The sequence below is a fragment of the Paenibacillus kribbensis genome, from assembly GCF_002240415.1.
GTDB lineage: Bacteria > Bacillota > Bacilli > Paenibacillales > Paenibacillaceae > Paenibacillus > Paenibacillus kribbensis.
Map to the genome: position 1 here is coordinate 4,828,075 of NZ_CP020028.1, position 15,856 is coordinate 4,843,930.

Below are 15,856 nucleotides of genomic sequence, written 5' to 3' on the forward strand. Positions count from 1 at the left end.
CTAGCAAATCACAATTTGCAAACATATGTCCTTATTCTTTCTCCAAATCCACCAGCTTCGTCTTGACCGGCAGGCCTCCGGCATAACCGACCAAACTTCCGTTTGCACCTGATACCCGGTGACATGGAATCAGGATGGGCAGCGGATTTTTGTTGATCGCATCGCCGACTGCACGTACGGCCTTTGCTCGCCCGATAGACTCCGCAATATCCTTGTAGGACACGCTCTGTCCATACGGAATATTTTGCAGTGCATGCCATACCTGCTCTTGGAAGGGAATCCCTCTCAAATCATAGGCTATACTGAATTCCCGTCGTTCTCCGGCAAAATATTCACGCAGTTGATCCGCGGCCTCGCGCAGTTTTTCCGGTTGCTGCACATAGACATATTCCCCGATCCACGTTCGGGCCCACTGCTGAAGCAGTGCCTCCTTCGCATGAAAAACGCCAAACTCTATTCGGCACAGCCCCCGATCCGTTGCGCATAGCGTCAAAGTGCCCACAGGTGTCTCCATTTCATCATAATAAATGGTGGTTGGACCCTGTTCTACTTGCTGTTGCTCCTCCAGTTTGGAATGCGCCTGTGCGATCATTTCGCGTACTTGCTCATGTTGTTCCTTCTCAGATGCTTGCTTGATCGCTGTCATAGCGTCTTCTCCTCCTATTCGGCTCAAAGCCCAAGCCGCCGTGCCCCGAAGCTCGGGGCGTGGATCATCCAGCAGAACCTCCGTCAGCTTGGGTACGGCACTGATATCCTTGAAATTGCCCAGCCCGATAATCGCATTGCGCTGAATCGGCTTTTTCCCTCGCCAGGCTGCCGCGCTTTGTCCAAACCGTTCCTTGAATTCACGATTGCTCAAATCCAGCAACGGCAGCAGCAGCGGCTTCACAATTTCGGGATCGGGTGCAAGCTCAGGATGATGATCCCAGTTAAGGCCCCGATTTTTGGGACATACCATTTGACAGGTATCACATCCATACAGCCGATTCCCTATTTTTAGCATAAACTCTTCATCCAGAAAGCCTTTCGTTTGTGTCAAAAAGGACACACACCGCTGGGCATTCAGCTCCCCGGGTCCCACAAGCGCGCCCGTAGGACACGCATCCAGGCATTTGGTGCATTCCCCGCAGCCATCCGTGACCGGTTCATCTGGTTGAAAAGGAATGTTCGTCAGCAATTCGCCCAGATAAATCCATGATCCCAGCGTCGGTGAGATCATCATTGTGTTTTTGCCGCTAAAGCCAATACCTGCGCGTTCTGCTACTGCCCGGTCCGACAGTTCCCCGGTATCCACCATGTTCTTCATTATCGCATCAGGCACCCGCTCACTTATAAAAGCCTCAAGCTTTTCCATCGCCTCGCGCAGCACAAGATGATAATCCTTCCCCCAGGCCGAACGTGCCATAATACCACGGTATTTGCCCTTGTCCGATTTCGGCGGATTCTTCATTTTGGCAGGATACGCCACCGCAATGGCAATCAGGGATGCAGGCTGTGAGCCATACAGCTCCGGATAAATCCGCTTGTCAATATCCGGCTCCTCAAAGCCGGATTCATAGCCTTTGGCCCGATGCTCTTCCAATATAGCTTTCAGAGACAGAAAGGGGTCGGCGGATGCGAACCCGATGGAGTCGATACCCAGCCCCGGAGCCGCCTCGATGATCTCCTGCTTGAGTGATGCCCAGGTCGAAGCGGTTCCGGCAGCCGTCCGAATTAGCTCGTGTTGCATCCGATACTCACCTCTCTTTCATTCCTTCGTACATAATCACCTATATGAGGAATTTGCAACAATCCCCTTATCTTAAATTTCAACAGAAAATAACAGCAGATGCTACCGTAAATTTTTAACAGCGCTGGTCGCCAGGAAATCACAGTGATTGTTCAGCTCGTTGTCACTGTGTCCCTTCACCTTTACATATTCAACCTCATGCTTGCCCATCAATGCCCACAATTCTTCCCACAGCTCTTTATTTTCAACAGGCTGATTTTTACTGTTGCGCCAGCCGTTACGGAGCCAATTCTTAATCCAGCCCTGCTTGAAGCAATTGACGACATAGGCAGAGTCACTGTGTACTTTGACATGGCATGGCTCCTTGAGCATTTTCAGCGCTTCGATCACAGACCTGATCTCCATGCGGTTATTTGTTGTCATTTTCTCGGCTCCCGACAGTTCCTTGCGATGCTCTCCATACAGTAAAACGACACCCCAACCCCCAGGGCCCGGATTTCCCGAACAAGCGCCATCGGTATATACCATCACTTCTTTCACATTCCTCTTCCTTTCCTGATTCGTAACCGTCTGCTCCATCATGATCCTGATCGGTTCACACGCGCTTACGCATTGATTTCAATTATCGTTCCTCTATAGCCACTTCCACTCGGATATCGGCCAAAATATAAACTCTGCACGCCCCAGCAAATCCTGAGCTTTAATGCTGCCAAAATAGCGACTGTCCTTGCTTGCAGCAGTATGGCGGTTATCTCCCATGACAAAAAAGTGACCCGGCTCCACCGTAAAAGGGCCGTAATCACCATCCTCCACCCTGGAGCTGGTGTAAGGCTCATTTAGCAGCTCACCGTTCACATACAATAGATTATGTTCAACCCGGATCACGTCCCCGGGAGTGCCTATCACTCTTTTCACTAAAAACCTCGGGCTGGTCGGCTTCGAGTCGGGATCTTTTAAAATCACGATGTCTCCTCTGCCCGGATCATGAAAATTGTAAACCAGCTTGTTAACGAGCAGATGCTGGCTTTCCATGAGCGTCGGCTGCATCGAGTGTCCCCTGACCGTGGACAGATTAAACACGAACAGATTCAGAAGCAGCAAGACAATCATCGCAATCAGAAGAGTGACCAGCCAATCGCGTATGTTACCAGAGCGACCTGCTTGTTTGGATGTTCCCGGTGAAGGAACTGGGCCTGACGAAGGAGCCAAAGCGTCCATATTAATCCTCCTTACCCCTGTTATAAATAGAAAAGCATATCCCGTACCCGATTGCAACGGTTACTCAGATATGCTCTAAATGGAAGTATTAACCTCAAAGATATTCAATTCTCTTTATATCGATTGCCATTAATGCGGAGCCAAAATACTGAGTTTCTGAAAAGTTTGTAAAATCTGGCTCGCTCCGTAGCCCATCGCTTCATACAAAGGCATGGCCGCGCTATTATGCTTGTCCCCGGCTACCAAAATACGGCTAACCTTACGCTGCTGAAAACGCTGCTCCATGGATTCCACAAGCGACTTGCCAATTCCCATCCGACGATGATCCGGGTGAACAGCAATACGATAATAACAACCATGATTCTGATCAATCGTGCCAATCAGGGCGCCAACGATCTCTCCCTCTTCTTCCGCAACGACGATCAAACCGGAATCCCACGAAAGCTGACGTGCAAAAGCGCCCACCGTCTCCTTGTAGCACTCCTCTGACAAGGCAATTTGCATGAGTTCCGTTACTGGATTCACATCACTTAATTGAAAGGAACGAACGTGCATAAGTTATATCTCCCTTTTCGTAAGCATAATTAAAAAATGAGACAGCACCGTCATTTTTACATAAATCCTTAAAGTTCTTAGCATGGCGTTAATCACGAGGCATTATGATAAAAATGCATACGATCTGCTATATATGAATGAAGAACAGAAAAAGGGTATGTACCCTCAAATCGTCAGGTCCAAAGACATGACAATGATATAGCAGACGACAAAAAAGCCGAAATTTCTGCTTCCTTGACCATTAAACCATACTTTTAATAGGAATACATCCCTTTTTCTCATGTAAGCGCTGTATATGAAGCGTTTACATTTTTGCATCTCATATTTTCCCTCTTAATTACCTATATTTTGTGTATTCCAGTCGGGTTTTGGGCATACTAGCTGCTAGGTCGTGATTCCCAGTTTGCTATTTTACAAACAAAAATGTTGATAAAATAGCCTGAATGCGGTTTAATATAACTGTAGAGGGTATTATTACATAGGAATACCTTACCCAACCATATAACCAGGAGGGATTTACTATGGCATTTCAATTACCAGAACTTCCTTACGCGAAAGACGCACTGGAGCCGCACATTGATGCGCTGACAGTAGAAATTCACCATGATCGTCACCATAACACATATGTAACAAACCTGAACGCAGCTCTGGAGAGCGCTCCTGAACTGCAAAGCAAAAGCCTGGAGGATCTGATCTCCAATCTGGACAGCGTTCCTGAAAGCATCCGCACTGCGGTTCGCAACAACGGTGGCGGACACCATAACCACAGCCTGTTCTGGGAAGTTATCGGTCCTAATGGCGGCGGACAACCAACGGGTGCCATTGCTGATGCAATCAATAACGAGCTGGGCGGCTATGACAAATTCAAAGAAGACTTCACTAAAGCAGCTACAACACGCTTTGGCAGCGGCTGGGCTTGGCTGGTTGTCGGTAAAGACGGCAAACTGGCGATCACTAGCACTCCTAACCAAGACAGCCCACTGTTCGAAGGTCTGACTCCGGTACTTGGATTGGACGTTTGGGAGCATGCTTACTACCTGAAATATCAAAACAAACGCCCAGATTACATTGCAGCATTCTACAATGTTATCAACTGGGATGAAGTGAACAAACGTTACGCGGCTGCAAAGAAATAAGCCAGTAACAAACATCACTACCCTATAATAATGGCTGTCTCCAAAGTAGAGTTTCTACGAGTGAGACAGCCTTTTCGATTTAATGGATGGATAAAAGAACTCCGACCATTAGCGACGCTTCTCAAATACAATGCTGGAGGTTATGGATGCAGACTTTTTTTCGTTACAACTGGATGGTGCGGGAACAATGGTACCGCTGGTGTGAAGAGGTGCCGCAGGAGGAACTGCTGAAAGAACGGGTTGGCGGTGTCGGCGGTATTTTGAAGACGCTCTTTCATATCGTCGATGTGGAGTGGAGCTGGATTCAAACGATTCAGGGCAAGCCTGATTTTCAGGAGGACTTCTCTCGCTATGCTACGCTGGATAAAGTCCGTGAGCTGGATGCGAGGTTTCGACTTGATGTCGAGCCGTTCGTGCTCGCCTGGCATGAAGGGCTGGAACGAAAAGCGTATGAAGATCACCTCCCGGACGGCAGGATTGTGATCGATGCCTGGGGTGAGGTGATGCGCCATACCATCGCCCACCAAATTCATCATATCGGACAGTTGTCCGTATGGTCCCGTGAGCTCGGGAAGCCTCCGGTTTCGGCCAATCTGATCGGCAAAGGGCTGATTGAGATCGAGGGTCGTACCAATTCGCTTTAAAGATCGAAAGCAGAGAAAATGTATATCTATATGAAGGCAGGGCCGTCCCTCAGTAGTTTTAACACTAAAGGACGACCCTGCCTTTATATTTTTCACATTATGAAAGGACGGCTTGCCGCTGCACACTCATCTGGTATTGTTTAGGTGTAATTCCGTATTTCTTCTTAAAAAGACCGATAAAATAGGAAACGCTCTCATAATTCAAATCAAAGGCGACCTCCGTTACGTTTCTGTGCTGGAGCCATTGCTTGGCGAGCTGCATTTTTTGATTCGTAATATAATCAAGCGGAGTCAAGCCTGTTATTTTCTTAAACTGATTTGTAAAATTCGCATGTGACATGTTGTAGTTATCCGCCAAATCCTTCACATGCCTGATGCCGGGCAATTGTTCCTGAATGTCGCGAATCGCGCGGAACACTGGATGCCGGTCGTTCGTGAGCAAATTTTGTTCGAGCACCTGCATCTGTAGCAAATGATAGGCCATTTCCTGAGCGCTCAGATCAATCAGGAATTTTTTTCTTTCGGCAGGTTGTTCCATATACTGCTTGATCCGTTCCATGGAGGCTGTAAGTAAATTCGTCTTTTCGTTCAACTCACAGCGAACCACCGAATGAGCAGGAGCACTTTCCGAAACCTGAAATTCCTCCTCTACCACACCTCTCAACCGTTCCATTAACTGATCGCTTAATTCAAACACCAGTGCCTTGGTATGTTCTTTGATTTTCATTTCAACGCTGGACTGTGGAGGAAGCAGGATAATTTCTTGAGCATCGTATTCAAAATGCTCTGCTTCATTAATTTTGACCTCTTTCCTTCCCTCCAGAATGGTGCACAGCTTAGGATATTCATATGAAGCATATTTTTCGTAATAGTTCTCCGGAAGATCATAATATAAAATCCGGATCAGATCGGTTTCATATCCATACTGCAGCTCACTATAACGATTAAAGTCTCCTAAAGTCTTGGCATGCTCCATCCATCTCACCCTTTTAAAAATCAAGATATTTTATAATAAAATTCGTTAGTTCCCCCCAATATGGAGCAGTATGATAAGGATATAAGGATGGTAATGAGATCCTTTAACTCCATCATTATACCTCGATTTATCTCAAAATAATATTAAAGGTGGATGCATACGATGACAGAAACTTCGAAATTCATGATGCCGAATATGAGTCTTATGGGCTCAGGCGCATTGGCGAATGCAGGTACGGAAATTGGCAAGCTGGGCTATACAAATGCATTGATCGTAACCGATAAGCCTTTAGTTGATATTGGCATTGTGAAAAAGGTAATAAGTATGCTGGATGCTCAAAACGTTAAATCCGTCGTATACAGTGGTACACAGCCGAATCCCACCGTTGCAAATGTAAACGAGGGCCTGGAGTTGTTGATTCAATCCAAATGCGATTTCATTATTTCGCTTGGAGGCGGATCACCGCATGACTGTGCCAAGGGTATCGCACTTTTGGCTTCCAATGGCGGTCAAATTGGTGATTACGAAGGCGTGGATAAATCCACGAAGCCTTCCTTCCCTCTGATTGCCATTAATACAACGGCAGGAACAGCTAGCGAAATGACGATGTTTTGTATTATTACGGATGAAGAGCGCCATATCAAAATGGCGATTGTCGACAAGCACACGACACCGCTCATTGCTGTCAACGATCCTGATCTGATGATGGCTATGCCCAAGTCATTAACTGCTGCAACAGGAATGGATGCGCTTACTCATTCTATTGAAGCTTATGTATCCACCAATGCTACACCTATTACAGATGCGTGTGCGATCAAAGCAATCGAGCTGATTCGCGACAATCTGGCCAGAGCCGTCGATGACGGTAACGACGTAGAGGCTCGCAGCCAAATGGCTTACGCTGAATTTCTGGCAGGCATGGCGTTCAATAACGCGGGATTGGGCTTTGTTCACGCGATGGCACATCAGCTTGGCGGCTTCTATAATCTGCCACATGGTGTTTGCAACGCCATTTTGCTGCCGCATGTAGAGCGCTATAACGCCAAGGTATCCGCCGAACGGCTCACCGATATCGCCCGTGCTCTTGGCGAAAATACAGACGGTGTTACACCGGAACAAGGTGCCAACCTCGCTCTGCAGGCTATCGAGAAGCTGGCTAAACGAGTCAACATCCCGTCCGGTCTGGAAGAGCTCGGTGTCAAACGCGAAGATTTCACCGTACTCGCAGCGAACGCGCTTAAAGATGCCTGCGGCGTAACCAATCCGGTTCAGCCTACGCAGCAAGAAGTCATCGCCATTTTTGAACAGGCCATGTAAGAACGATTGTTTTTAAATATTAATCTAATGAGTAGAAAAGGTCTTTAAGTCCCTTTCTACTCATTTTTTATAATAAAACTGCACTACTTTTCGTAGGATAAATCCTAATTATTAATTCCAATTCTGGTTATTCTGCTTCTATGATTTGAATCAAACCCAAGTCAAGTAGCATAATACACAGCAGGCTTAGAAGCTTGTATCTTCCCTTTATTGAAAAGTAGCCCTCCTGTAAATTAAATATCTGTAGGTTTGCAACTGAAAAATGGTCTAAATCATAGTCTGATATTCCTAAAAGCTCAAGAGCTCGTTCCATTTCGTCAACGGCTCTAACTAAAGAATCTTCTTCAATTTTATTTTGTAATACCTTTTGTTCATTGAGAAATCTTTTTAATTCTGCTCCCGTTTTAAATTCCAATTCATGTGTATTTTCAATAAAACCAGAGGCAACAAAGCTTTCAATACACGGGTAGCTTATTAAAAGCATACCTTGCCTTGTAAAACCTTCATTTTCTCGGGAATTACTCAACGTTTGAATTAAATTGGCAATTAGCTCGGAATCTTTGTTAGAATCAACATCTCTGTCAAAAATATAAAAAATAGCTGCACGATCTACAGGGAAACTATACTCTTCAATTAATGTTTCAAACATATTATTTAAAAAATCGTTGCTGTCGTCTATAAACGAAATGGCAGATTCTTCAGTGTTTATCACAAATACAGAAGATTCAATGCCTTCTTTACTATTGGATTTTTTATATTTCAACATTCGATTTAAACTTTCATACTGATAATCAAATATTTGGGTAAATAATTTGTGAATCAAATAAAACTCGGTTTTTAATCCTTCAACAACTAATAGCACTTTTCCAATATTTTTTTCTTTATTTAATATTATTGTTCTCATCTCTATAGTGTGGCACTCCCCCAAATACTCCGCTTGTGTACATTTTCTCCAAATTTTGCGCAACTCTAGGCTGTTCGGAGGAAAATCTTTTAATTGTACTTCCTTGCAAACCAGTAAAGTCTACAGCATAAATCTGGTCAGGTCTCAGTAGAGAATTTGAAAGCAAATTGGTTGAATGAGATACTAAAAAGAGCTGTGCATTCAATGAATTTTCCATAAAATATCTAACAAGTAATTCCTCCAAGAAATTATGAAGACCACTACTAAATTCATCAACAATTAGCATCCCTCCATGTTTGACAACATGAAAAAAAGCAGGTAATAATCGTAACAGCTTCTGATTTCCCAAAGATTCTAAAGGAAAGGGAATTGGTTCCCCCACTCCTTCGCGTTTAAAAAAGATACTTTTCTCAAGAGACGATTCGATTCTGGTAATGTTCCCATTGCTTGAATTTGAATATTCAATCCTTTGATTAAAGTTGAATTGCTCAAAAAAACGGTTTATTTCTATTTCTCCTTTTTTTTCTAAATAATCCTCTAAATTAAGAGAATAGTTTCCTGGAGAAAATAAATACTCCTTGTATCCGTCCAAATATATAGAATGCATCAAAAAGTCAAACCATTTTTTAAGTGTATTATGGTTCCTGAACTTGGTATTAAAATATATTTCCCTTAAAAGTAGTGATTCTTCTTGAATATCAGTATATACATTATTTTCTGTAATTTCCGATTCGCCGCTACTTCCAACCCTGTTTAGAACTGTATGATTATTGATAATCAATCTTTCTATGCATACTTTTTTCGACACATTGTACTCAATAAAATACGTAATTATGTCTTCTGAAATTTGAAATTCATAGGTTAAACGAAAAGAATTCAATTCTGAAAATAAACATTTTTGTAAGGCTAAATTTATTTTTTTCTCTGCAAACAATAACTCTAATAGTAATCTTAAAGCACGAATTGCATTTGTTTTCCCAGATGCATTAGCACCTACAAATAGAAGTCCCTTGAGACTATCATTGTATACGTTGGATTCTGACAACACTTTATAACCTGTTGCTGCAATGTCTATAACCGTCTCTTCTTTGAAAGACCACAAATTATATATGATCACTTTCCTCAGCATATGGATCACAATCCCTTCTTTAATACATCCTATGCTTTTATCGTAAAAATTATACACTAACCAGTGTTCAAGATGTAATTTTTTTTCGAGATATATACTTTATGAAAAGGTCCCTTTTTGCTTTGCATAATATTCGGTGATCAGATCGAGGAACACCTTGGGAAACGCCATGGTGTCCATATCCGCCTCGCTGATCCAGCGGTATCCCGCTGGCAGCCCTGGACGGGTCTGCACCTCCAGCTCTGCCAGCGCAATCAACACATCCGGCTTTGCTCCGGTGCCGTAGTCTGCCCGCTGCTCGGCAGCCAGCGGTTGTCCGCCCGCCTCCCCGGCAGGGCTGGCGACCTCTTCACACTGGAACACACGCAGGTTCCAGTGGATGTGGCTGAACGTGTGCTCCGCCTCACGTACAAACCGCACCGGGCGCGCTAGCACGCCCTCTGCCAGCAAATGAGCCGCCAAATGGTCCATGGCGGGCTCATCCGGCATCGGGCCGTTGTAGCCCTCCGGCCCGGCTAGCTCGTGCGGCAGCTCCCACATGCGGGCCAACAGGCCCTTGGCCGGACGCTGCCGGACGAGCAGGCGGCCTGCGTTCGCGCCGCTGCCCTCGATGAGGGCGACGGAACGCGGCTCCAGCCGCGGCGGCTTCGCCTTCGTCTTCACCGGCAGCGTTTCCTCGCGACCTGCCAGTCGCCCTGAGCAATGCTCCATGACCGGGCAGGTCAGGCACTGGGGCGACTTCGGCGTGCACACCAGCGCCCCCAGTTCCATCAGGGCCTGGTTGAAATCGGAGGCCCTCCCTTCGGGGATCAGCTCCCGCACCAGACTCTCCATATGCGCCCGCGTGCTGCCCTTCATAATATCCTCTTCAATGAGGAAATAGCGCGACAGCACCCGCATCACATTGCCATCCACAGCAGGCTCCGGCCGATTGAAGGCGATACTCATAATCGCACCTGTCGTATACGGACCTACTCCCTTCAGCGCAGCAACGGCCTGTGTATCATCCGGCACCTGTCCGCCGTGAAGCTCGACCACTTGCTTGGCCGCAGCTTGCAAATTCCGGGCCCGTGAATAATAGCCCAGCCCTTCCCACAGCTTGAGCACATCCTCCTCGGGTGCTTCCGCCAGCGCTTCAATCGTCGGAAAACGTGCAATAAAGCGATTAAAATACGGGATCACCGTATCGACGCGCGTCTGCTGCAGCATAATTTCCGAAATCCAGATATAAAAAGGATTCCGATGGCGGCGCCACGGCAAATCCCGTTTGTTTCGTGTATACCAGTTCAACAGCTCAAAGCTGAAATAACGTTTTTGTTCCAGTGTATTGGCAGTCATCACATCACGTCTCCTTATATTCAACAATTACAAAAGCAGAGGCAATGTTGGGCTGGTGTGTAATACTCAGGTGAATACTGTAATCCGAGTCTCCGTTGCCCGGCAATCCCAGTCTATCCCACGCAGACGAAGACAAATAAACGGTCGGCTTCCCCCCCGGCTCCGGTAAAATATCCATATCACCGAACCCGATCATCTGCCCGATTCCGCAACCGAAGGCTTTCGTGATCGCTTCCTTTGCCGCAAAACGCCCTGCTACGAACTCCGCTAGCCTGCCCTTGCGTTCCACAGCAAGCTCGCGTTCAGCCGGAGTCAACACCCGATTCAAAAACGCATCTGCATATTTACCTGCCAAAATGTCAGCCATACGGCTTATTTCCAGCACATCATGTCCAATTCCGTAGATCATTTGGGTATTCCCCGTCCTTTTTATACTTTACTGCACCTATTGTAACAGCGCGTCCACACCATGGCGAGTCACAAAGGCGTAAAAGCAGCACCAAAATATGTTAAAATAAGAGAGGCTATTGATGAATGTTTGAATTCAGCTGATAGGTCCATTTAAAAATTCCCGTAGAAAGGAAGGATAGAATGTCAGAAACCATTGTGGTTGAAGCAGGTACCCATGCAGGAGCAGATGCGGTGATCCGGGCCTCCTGGTTTCCCGCCAAAAAAACAGCCAAAAGCCTGCTCATCATCGCTCATGGCTACAAGGGATTTAAGGATTGGGGCATGTTCCCCTTTATAGCAGAAGCATTAAGTGTGAACAATCATGTCATAACCTTCAACTTTTCACATAATGGCGTAGGTGAGGATTTAGAGAATTTTACCGAGCTGGAAAAGTTCGCACGCAACACCTATAGTCGCGAACAAGAGGATCTGGATATACTGCTGGCCAATCTGAGAGCACGCCACGAGTTTAGAGAATTGCCCGTATTTCTGTTAGGACACAGCCGGGGCGCGGGAAGCTGCTTTGTATACGCGCTGGATCATCCCGGGGAGATATCCGGCGTCATTTCATGGAATGGCGTGACAGATTTGGATTTGTTCACTTTGCCGCAAAAGGAAGAAATGCGCACCAAGGGACGGAGCTATGTGCAAAATGCCAGAACAGGGCAGCAGCTTCCGCTGGATGTTGTCATTCTGGACGATCTGGAACAAAATCGCTCGCGTTTTGCGATCGTGGACAGGCTTGCAGACAGCCGGCTGCCAGCCATACTTATCCAGGGAACCGAAGACTCCAAACGCCTGCGCGAAGGCTCTGCCCTGCTTACCTCTGTTCGTCCCGATATTGAATGGGTACAAATTCAAGGTGGCAATCATACCTTCAATACTGTTCATCCATTCCAGGGAAGCAGTCTTCAGCTGGATCAGGCGATTACCGAAACCCGCCGCTTCATTGAATGGATCACCAAGTAAACTATAGCCCCTTTAATACAAACGGCGATCCGCCGGGCGGATCGCCGCATATATTGATTTGGGCATTTCGCATAAATCCTAAAAGCGATTTACAAATCCATATTCATCATCATAAGATTACCCGCTTAAATCCCCGGAATGCTTGTCCGCTTATGCGCTGTACGCAGGAAGAAGCTTTCCAGCTTTTCGCGTGCCGCCGGGTCAATTTCCTTGCCTTCCAGGTAATCGCTGTTAGCTTCGTAGGAGATACCCAGCTCTTTTTCATCCGTCTGGCCTTCCCACAATCCTGCTGTAGGCGCTTTGTCCAAAATAGCCTGCGGAACTCCAAGATAGCTGGCCAGCAAACGCACCTGGCGCTTGTTCAGCGTGCTAAGCGGTGTAATATCGACTGCACCATCGCCCCATTTCGTATAAAAGCCTGTGATGGCTTCTGAAGCGTGATCTGTACCAACGACGAGCAGATTCAGCTCATTTGCGAGTGCGTACTGAACCACCATACGTGTTCTTGCCTTTACATTTCCTCTCACTTGCGGAGTAACGGAACGTTCAAGACCGATGTCCTTCAGCGTATGCTCCACTTCCACGGCAACCTTGTCCACCGCTTCCTTAATGTTCGTTTCCCCGGCATATTTCAGGTCGAACGCTTTGGCAACCGCGTAGCTGTGCTCAATATCCTCCTGCGTGCCATATGGCTGGAACACACCCAGCGTTTTGTACTCTTCCCCTTGCTCCTTCGTCAACTCATCTGTAGCCTGCTTGCACAAGGCAGTCGCTACAGCACTGTCAATCCCGCCACTGATGGCGATCAGCAGCCCTTTGCTTCCGGTTTTCGTTACATACGATTTGAGGAAATCTACGCGCTTGCGGACCTCTGCCTCTACATTAATCGTAGGCTGTACTCCCAATTCAGCAATAATCTGTTCCTGCAAACTCATCCCGATCAGCACCTCTTTTTAGGAATTTACTTTACAAGCTAACATGACAAACCAACATGCAAAAGCCCCGGCAAGTTTCGCAGGCGAAAAATGCGGGGGCATAGCTTGAGCAGTCTTAGCGGCAAAAACGGTCGAATGCACTGGTCAAATCGGCAGCGATTTGATCTGCTGAGCGGTCCTCCACCTGGTGACGCTCGATGAAGTGTACCAGCTCGCCGTCTTTCAGCAGTGCAATGGATGGGGAAGATGGCGGATACGGCGCGAAAAATTCGCGAGCCTTTGCCGTTGCTTCCTTATCCTGTCCAGCAAAAACCGTATACAGGTGATCCGGTGTAATATCATGCTTCAGCGCTTCGCCCACACCCGGACGGCATTGACCCGCAGCACACCCGCATACCGAGTTCACAACAATCAGCGTTGTTCCCTTGGCATTAGGCAGCTTGGCCTCCACTTCTTCCGAAGTACGCAACTCCTGAAATCCAAGATTGGTCAGCTCATCACGCATGGGCTGAACAGAATCTCTCATATATTGGTCAAAAGACATAGACATATTCTTTCACTCCTTCTCCAAAAATCATGTATACTACGTTGCTCATTTTATTCGCTGACGTGTTAAAGGTACGGATACCTAATCTTCATTATACAATCTTTTTCACGTATTTTGCAAAAAAACTGAGCTATATGTGTACAATTATTTTTGGATGGAATTCATGACAGAAGGCTCCGAATGATCCCTGTAAGCTGGAATGGTTCTGCCCAATCGGACTCTAAACTGCGTGCCCATCCCCTCCACCGAATCTACGGCAATCGTACCATGGTGTCGCTCTACGATACTTTGACACAAGGCCAACCCCAGACCTGTACCTTTCGTTTTGGTTGTGTAAAAAGGCTGGAACAGCTTTTCAAGCTGATTTTGCGGAATTCCCGGACCTGTATCCTTGACTTCCAGTACCACAAAATCCCCTTCCTCATGAGTGGAGATGGTCAGTACACCCTTTTCACCCATAGCCTCCATCGCATTACGCGCTAAGTTAAGCAGCAATTGCTTCATTTCCTTCGGGTTCAAATGCAGCATTGTTACATGATCCTCCAGCTTGAGCTCAATCGTCTGCCCTCTCAGGTTTGCATCTGCCCACAATAAAGGCGTGAGCTCGCGAATAATATCATGAAGATGGCATTGCTCCTTCTCAACAATCCGGTTCTGGGCAAGTGAAAGAAAATCATTAATAATTCCGTTCGCCCGATCCAGCTCCTCCATCACAATACGGTAGTAATGGCCGAGGGAATCCGGGCTTTTCTCACGCATAAGCTGTAAAAATCCACGCACAACCGCCATGGGATTGCGTATTTCATGAGTAATGCCTGCTGCCATCTGTCCAACCAGACTGAGCCTCTCGAAATTGCCCAGCTCACTGCGCAGCGTCTCCAGCTCTGTAATATCCTGCAAGGCAATAACGGCGCCTGTCGTTTTGTTAGCCTGTTTATCCCGCATGGGAAGAAAGCTGCAAAAGAATACTTTGGGAGGTGCATTAATAAAATCAGCACTCGCCTCTCCTTGCAACGCTTTTGCAACCCGTTCTTTAATCACCGACGAAGTGTTAAAATCATATATCGAGGTCCATGGACGACCCACTACCTCAGGCAGCGTAATGAAGGGATCGAAATCCCGATAGAGTTCCAGCATCGTTTTGTTCATATGTATAACTCGTTCTTCGCTGTCCAGAGTAACAAGGGATAGTGGCATCAAATCCATCATCTGACGCAGCTTATCCGCTTCAATTAAGTATTTGCTCGTAAATTCGCTTACATCACGTCGCAACGCCAGTTTTTCAAAGGCATTATGCATCAGACTCACAACCGTAAAACTTGCCAGCGCACCTGCAGCAATATTCCATAGCGTTGTAAGCAGATCGGGCATGTATACCCATACATCCTGTTTGCCCCACAGTAGCGGAAATAACGCCTTGAGCAGCATATCAACCACAACATATGCGGAAATCAGAAGCTTTTTGTCCGACAATGCTCCTCTTTGAAAGAACTTGACATGCAGCAGCATAAGAAGGAAAAAGGATAAAACCCGTGCCAACATACATCGCCGACATTTCTGTCAATTGGGCTATGATCAGAACCCCCATGAGTGCGGAAGCGGCGAGCGCAAAGGCGGTACGACGTCTGCCATACATAACACCCACAGCGAGGGGAATAATGCCGAGATTGGAAGGCAAACCATATGGAGACTGATATTGAAAGAGAGAACATAGCAATATGGCCGGCAAGCAACACAAATAAAGTATCTCTTGATTAGGACCGGGAAGCAGTTTGCCGCCCCAAGCCTTTTTCTTATCCCCATAATCCGTTAATATAGAGAAAAAACCCGCCGATATAACGGCAAGGAGAACCTGGAGCACACTTTCCTTCAACGCAATTAACAAGGACTTTTCCTCCTCCTCATCTTTCCTTGACGCCGTTAGTTGAATTAAAGCACAGGCTACAATATATTACAATATATGTGTTAAAATTCCGGTGTAGAACGACAAAATCCGCAAACTACCAGAT

15 protein-coding genes and 1 pseudogene are annotated in these 15,856 nt (G+C 46.5%); 4 read left to right on the forward strand and 12 right to left on the reverse strand.

Features of this window, described 5'->3' with window-relative positions:
- Nucleotides 1–31 precede the first annotated feature (31 nt).
- From queG to B4V02_RS21525, 4 genes are all read right to left on the reverse strand, one after another.
- Nucleotides 32–1,729, reverse strand: coding sequence for a tRNA epoxyqueuosine(34) reductase QueG (queG, locus tag B4V02_RS21510; protein ID WP_094156341.1), 1,698 nt, complete (start codon nucleotides 1,727–1,729; stop codon nucleotides 32–34).
- Nucleotides 1,730–1,831: 102 nt separating this feature from the next.
- Complete coding sequence (gene rnhA, locus B4V02_RS21515; protein WP_007428768.1) at nucleotides 1,832–2,269, reverse strand: ribonuclease HI; 438 nt, start codon at nucleotides 2,267–2,269, stop codon at nucleotides 1,832–1,834.
- A 93-nt stretch (nucleotides 2,270–2,362) separates the two neighbouring features.
- The gene (gene lepB / locus B4V02_RS21520; protein ID WP_094156342.1) at nucleotides 2,363–2,947 is read right to left on the reverse strand and encodes a signal peptidase I; all 585 of its coding nucleotides are present in this window, start codon (nucleotides 2,945–2,947) and stop codon (nucleotides 2,363–2,365) included.
- A gap of 129 nt (nucleotides 2,948–3,076) precedes the next feature.
- Nucleotides 3,077–3,502, reverse strand: a complete 426-nt coding sequence (locus B4V02_RS21525) for a GNAT family N-acetyltransferase (protein ID WP_010348442.1) — start codon at nucleotides 3,500–3,502, stop codon at nucleotides 3,077–3,079.
- Nucleotides 3,503–4,023: 521 nt separating this feature from the next.
- Here B4V02_RS21525 and B4V02_RS21530 point away from each other — a divergent pair.
- Entirely contained in the window at nucleotides 4,024–4,638 is a 615-nt protein-coding gene (locus tag B4V02_RS21530) for a superoxide dismutase (RefSeq protein WP_094156343.1), read from the forward strand.
- Nucleotides 4,639–4,784: 146 nt separating this feature from the next.
- Nucleotides 4,785–5,282: a DinB family protein gene (locus tag B4V02_RS21535; protein ID WP_094156344.1), complete on the forward strand. Its 498-nt coding sequence runs from the start codon at nucleotides 4,785–4,787 to the stop codon at nucleotides 5,280–5,282.
- A 97-nt stretch (nucleotides 5,283–5,379) separates the two neighbouring features.
- Here B4V02_RS21535 and B4V02_RS21540 read toward each other — a convergent pair whose 3' ends face one another.
- Nucleotides 5,380–6,258 carry a helix-turn-helix transcriptional regulator gene (locus tag B4V02_RS21540; protein ID WP_094156345.1) on the reverse strand — a complete coding sequence of 293 codons (879 nt, stop codon included), beginning with the start codon at nucleotides 6,256–6,258 and terminating at the stop codon, nucleotides 5,380–5,382.
- 162 nt (nucleotides 6,259–6,420) lie between these two features.
- Here B4V02_RS21540 and yiaY point away from each other — a divergent pair, with 162 nt between their 5' ends.
- Nucleotides 6,421–7,575, forward strand: a complete 1,155-nt coding sequence (gene yiaY, locus B4V02_RS21545) for an L-threonine dehydrogenase (protein ID WP_094156346.1) — start codon at nucleotides 6,421–6,423, stop codon at nucleotides 7,573–7,575.
- A 127-nt stretch (nucleotides 7,576–7,702) separates the two neighbouring features.
- Here the strand turns inward: yiaY and B4V02_RS21550 are convergent, their stop codons facing one another.
- The 4 genes from B4V02_RS21550 to acpS form a co-directional block, all read right to left on the reverse strand.
- Nucleotides 7,703–8,479 (reverse strand): hypothetical protein, encoded by a 777-nt coding sequence (locus tag B4V02_RS21550; protein WP_094156347.1) that lies wholly within the window; start codon nucleotides 8,477–8,479, stop codon nucleotides 7,703–7,705.
- Nucleotides 8,457–9,608 carry an AAA family ATPase gene (locus tag B4V02_RS21555; protein ID WP_094156348.1) on the reverse strand — a complete coding sequence of 384 codons (1,152 nt, stop codon included), beginning with the start codon at nucleotides 9,606–9,608 and terminating at the stop codon, nucleotides 8,457–8,459. The genes B4V02_RS21550 and B4V02_RS21555 overlap by 23 nt, the downstream gene beginning before the upstream one ends.
- Before the next feature lie 99 nt (nucleotides 9,609–9,707).
- Complete coding sequence (gene mutY, locus B4V02_RS21560; RefSeq protein ID WP_094156349.1) at nucleotides 9,708–10,946, reverse strand: A/G-specific adenine glycosylase; 1,239 nt, start codon at nucleotides 10,944–10,946, stop codon at nucleotides 9,708–9,710.
- Between the two features lie 4 nt (nucleotides 10,947–10,950).
- Entirely contained in the window at nucleotides 10,951–11,355 is a 405-nt protein-coding gene (gene acpS, locus B4V02_RS21565; protein WP_094156350.1) for a holo-ACP synthase, read from the reverse strand.
- A 182-nt stretch (nucleotides 11,356–11,537) separates the two neighbouring features.
- On the opposite strand from acpS, the gene B4V02_RS21570 reads away from it, so the two are divergent.
- Complete coding sequence (locus B4V02_RS21570; protein ID WP_094156351.1) at nucleotides 11,538–12,365, forward strand: alpha/beta hydrolase family protein; 828 nt, start codon at nucleotides 11,538–11,540, stop codon at nucleotides 12,363–12,365.
- Nucleotides 12,366–12,490: 125 nt separating this feature from the next.
- Here B4V02_RS21570 and nadE read toward each other — a convergent pair whose 3' ends face one another.
- The 3 genes and pseudogenes from nadE to B4V02_RS21585 form a co-directional block, all read right to left on the reverse strand.
- The gene (gene nadE / locus B4V02_RS21575; RefSeq protein WP_094156352.1) at nucleotides 12,491–13,300 is read right to left on the reverse strand and encodes an ammonia-dependent NAD(+) synthetase; all 810 of its coding nucleotides are present in this window, start codon (nucleotides 13,298–13,300) and stop codon (nucleotides 12,491–12,493) included.
- A 115-nt stretch (nucleotides 13,301–13,415) separates the two neighbouring features.
- The gene (locus tag B4V02_RS21580) at nucleotides 13,416–13,850 is read right to left on the reverse strand and encodes a BrxA/BrxB family bacilliredoxin (protein ID WP_007428755.1); all 435 of its coding nucleotides are present in this window, start codon (nucleotides 13,848–13,850) and stop codon (nucleotides 13,416–13,418) included.
- Nucleotides 13,851–13,991: 141 nt separating this feature from the next.
- Nucleotides 13,992–15,732, reverse strand: a pseudogene (locus B4V02_RS21585) (two-component system sensor histidine kinase NtrB).
- Nucleotides 15,733–15,856: the final 124 nt, after the last annotated feature.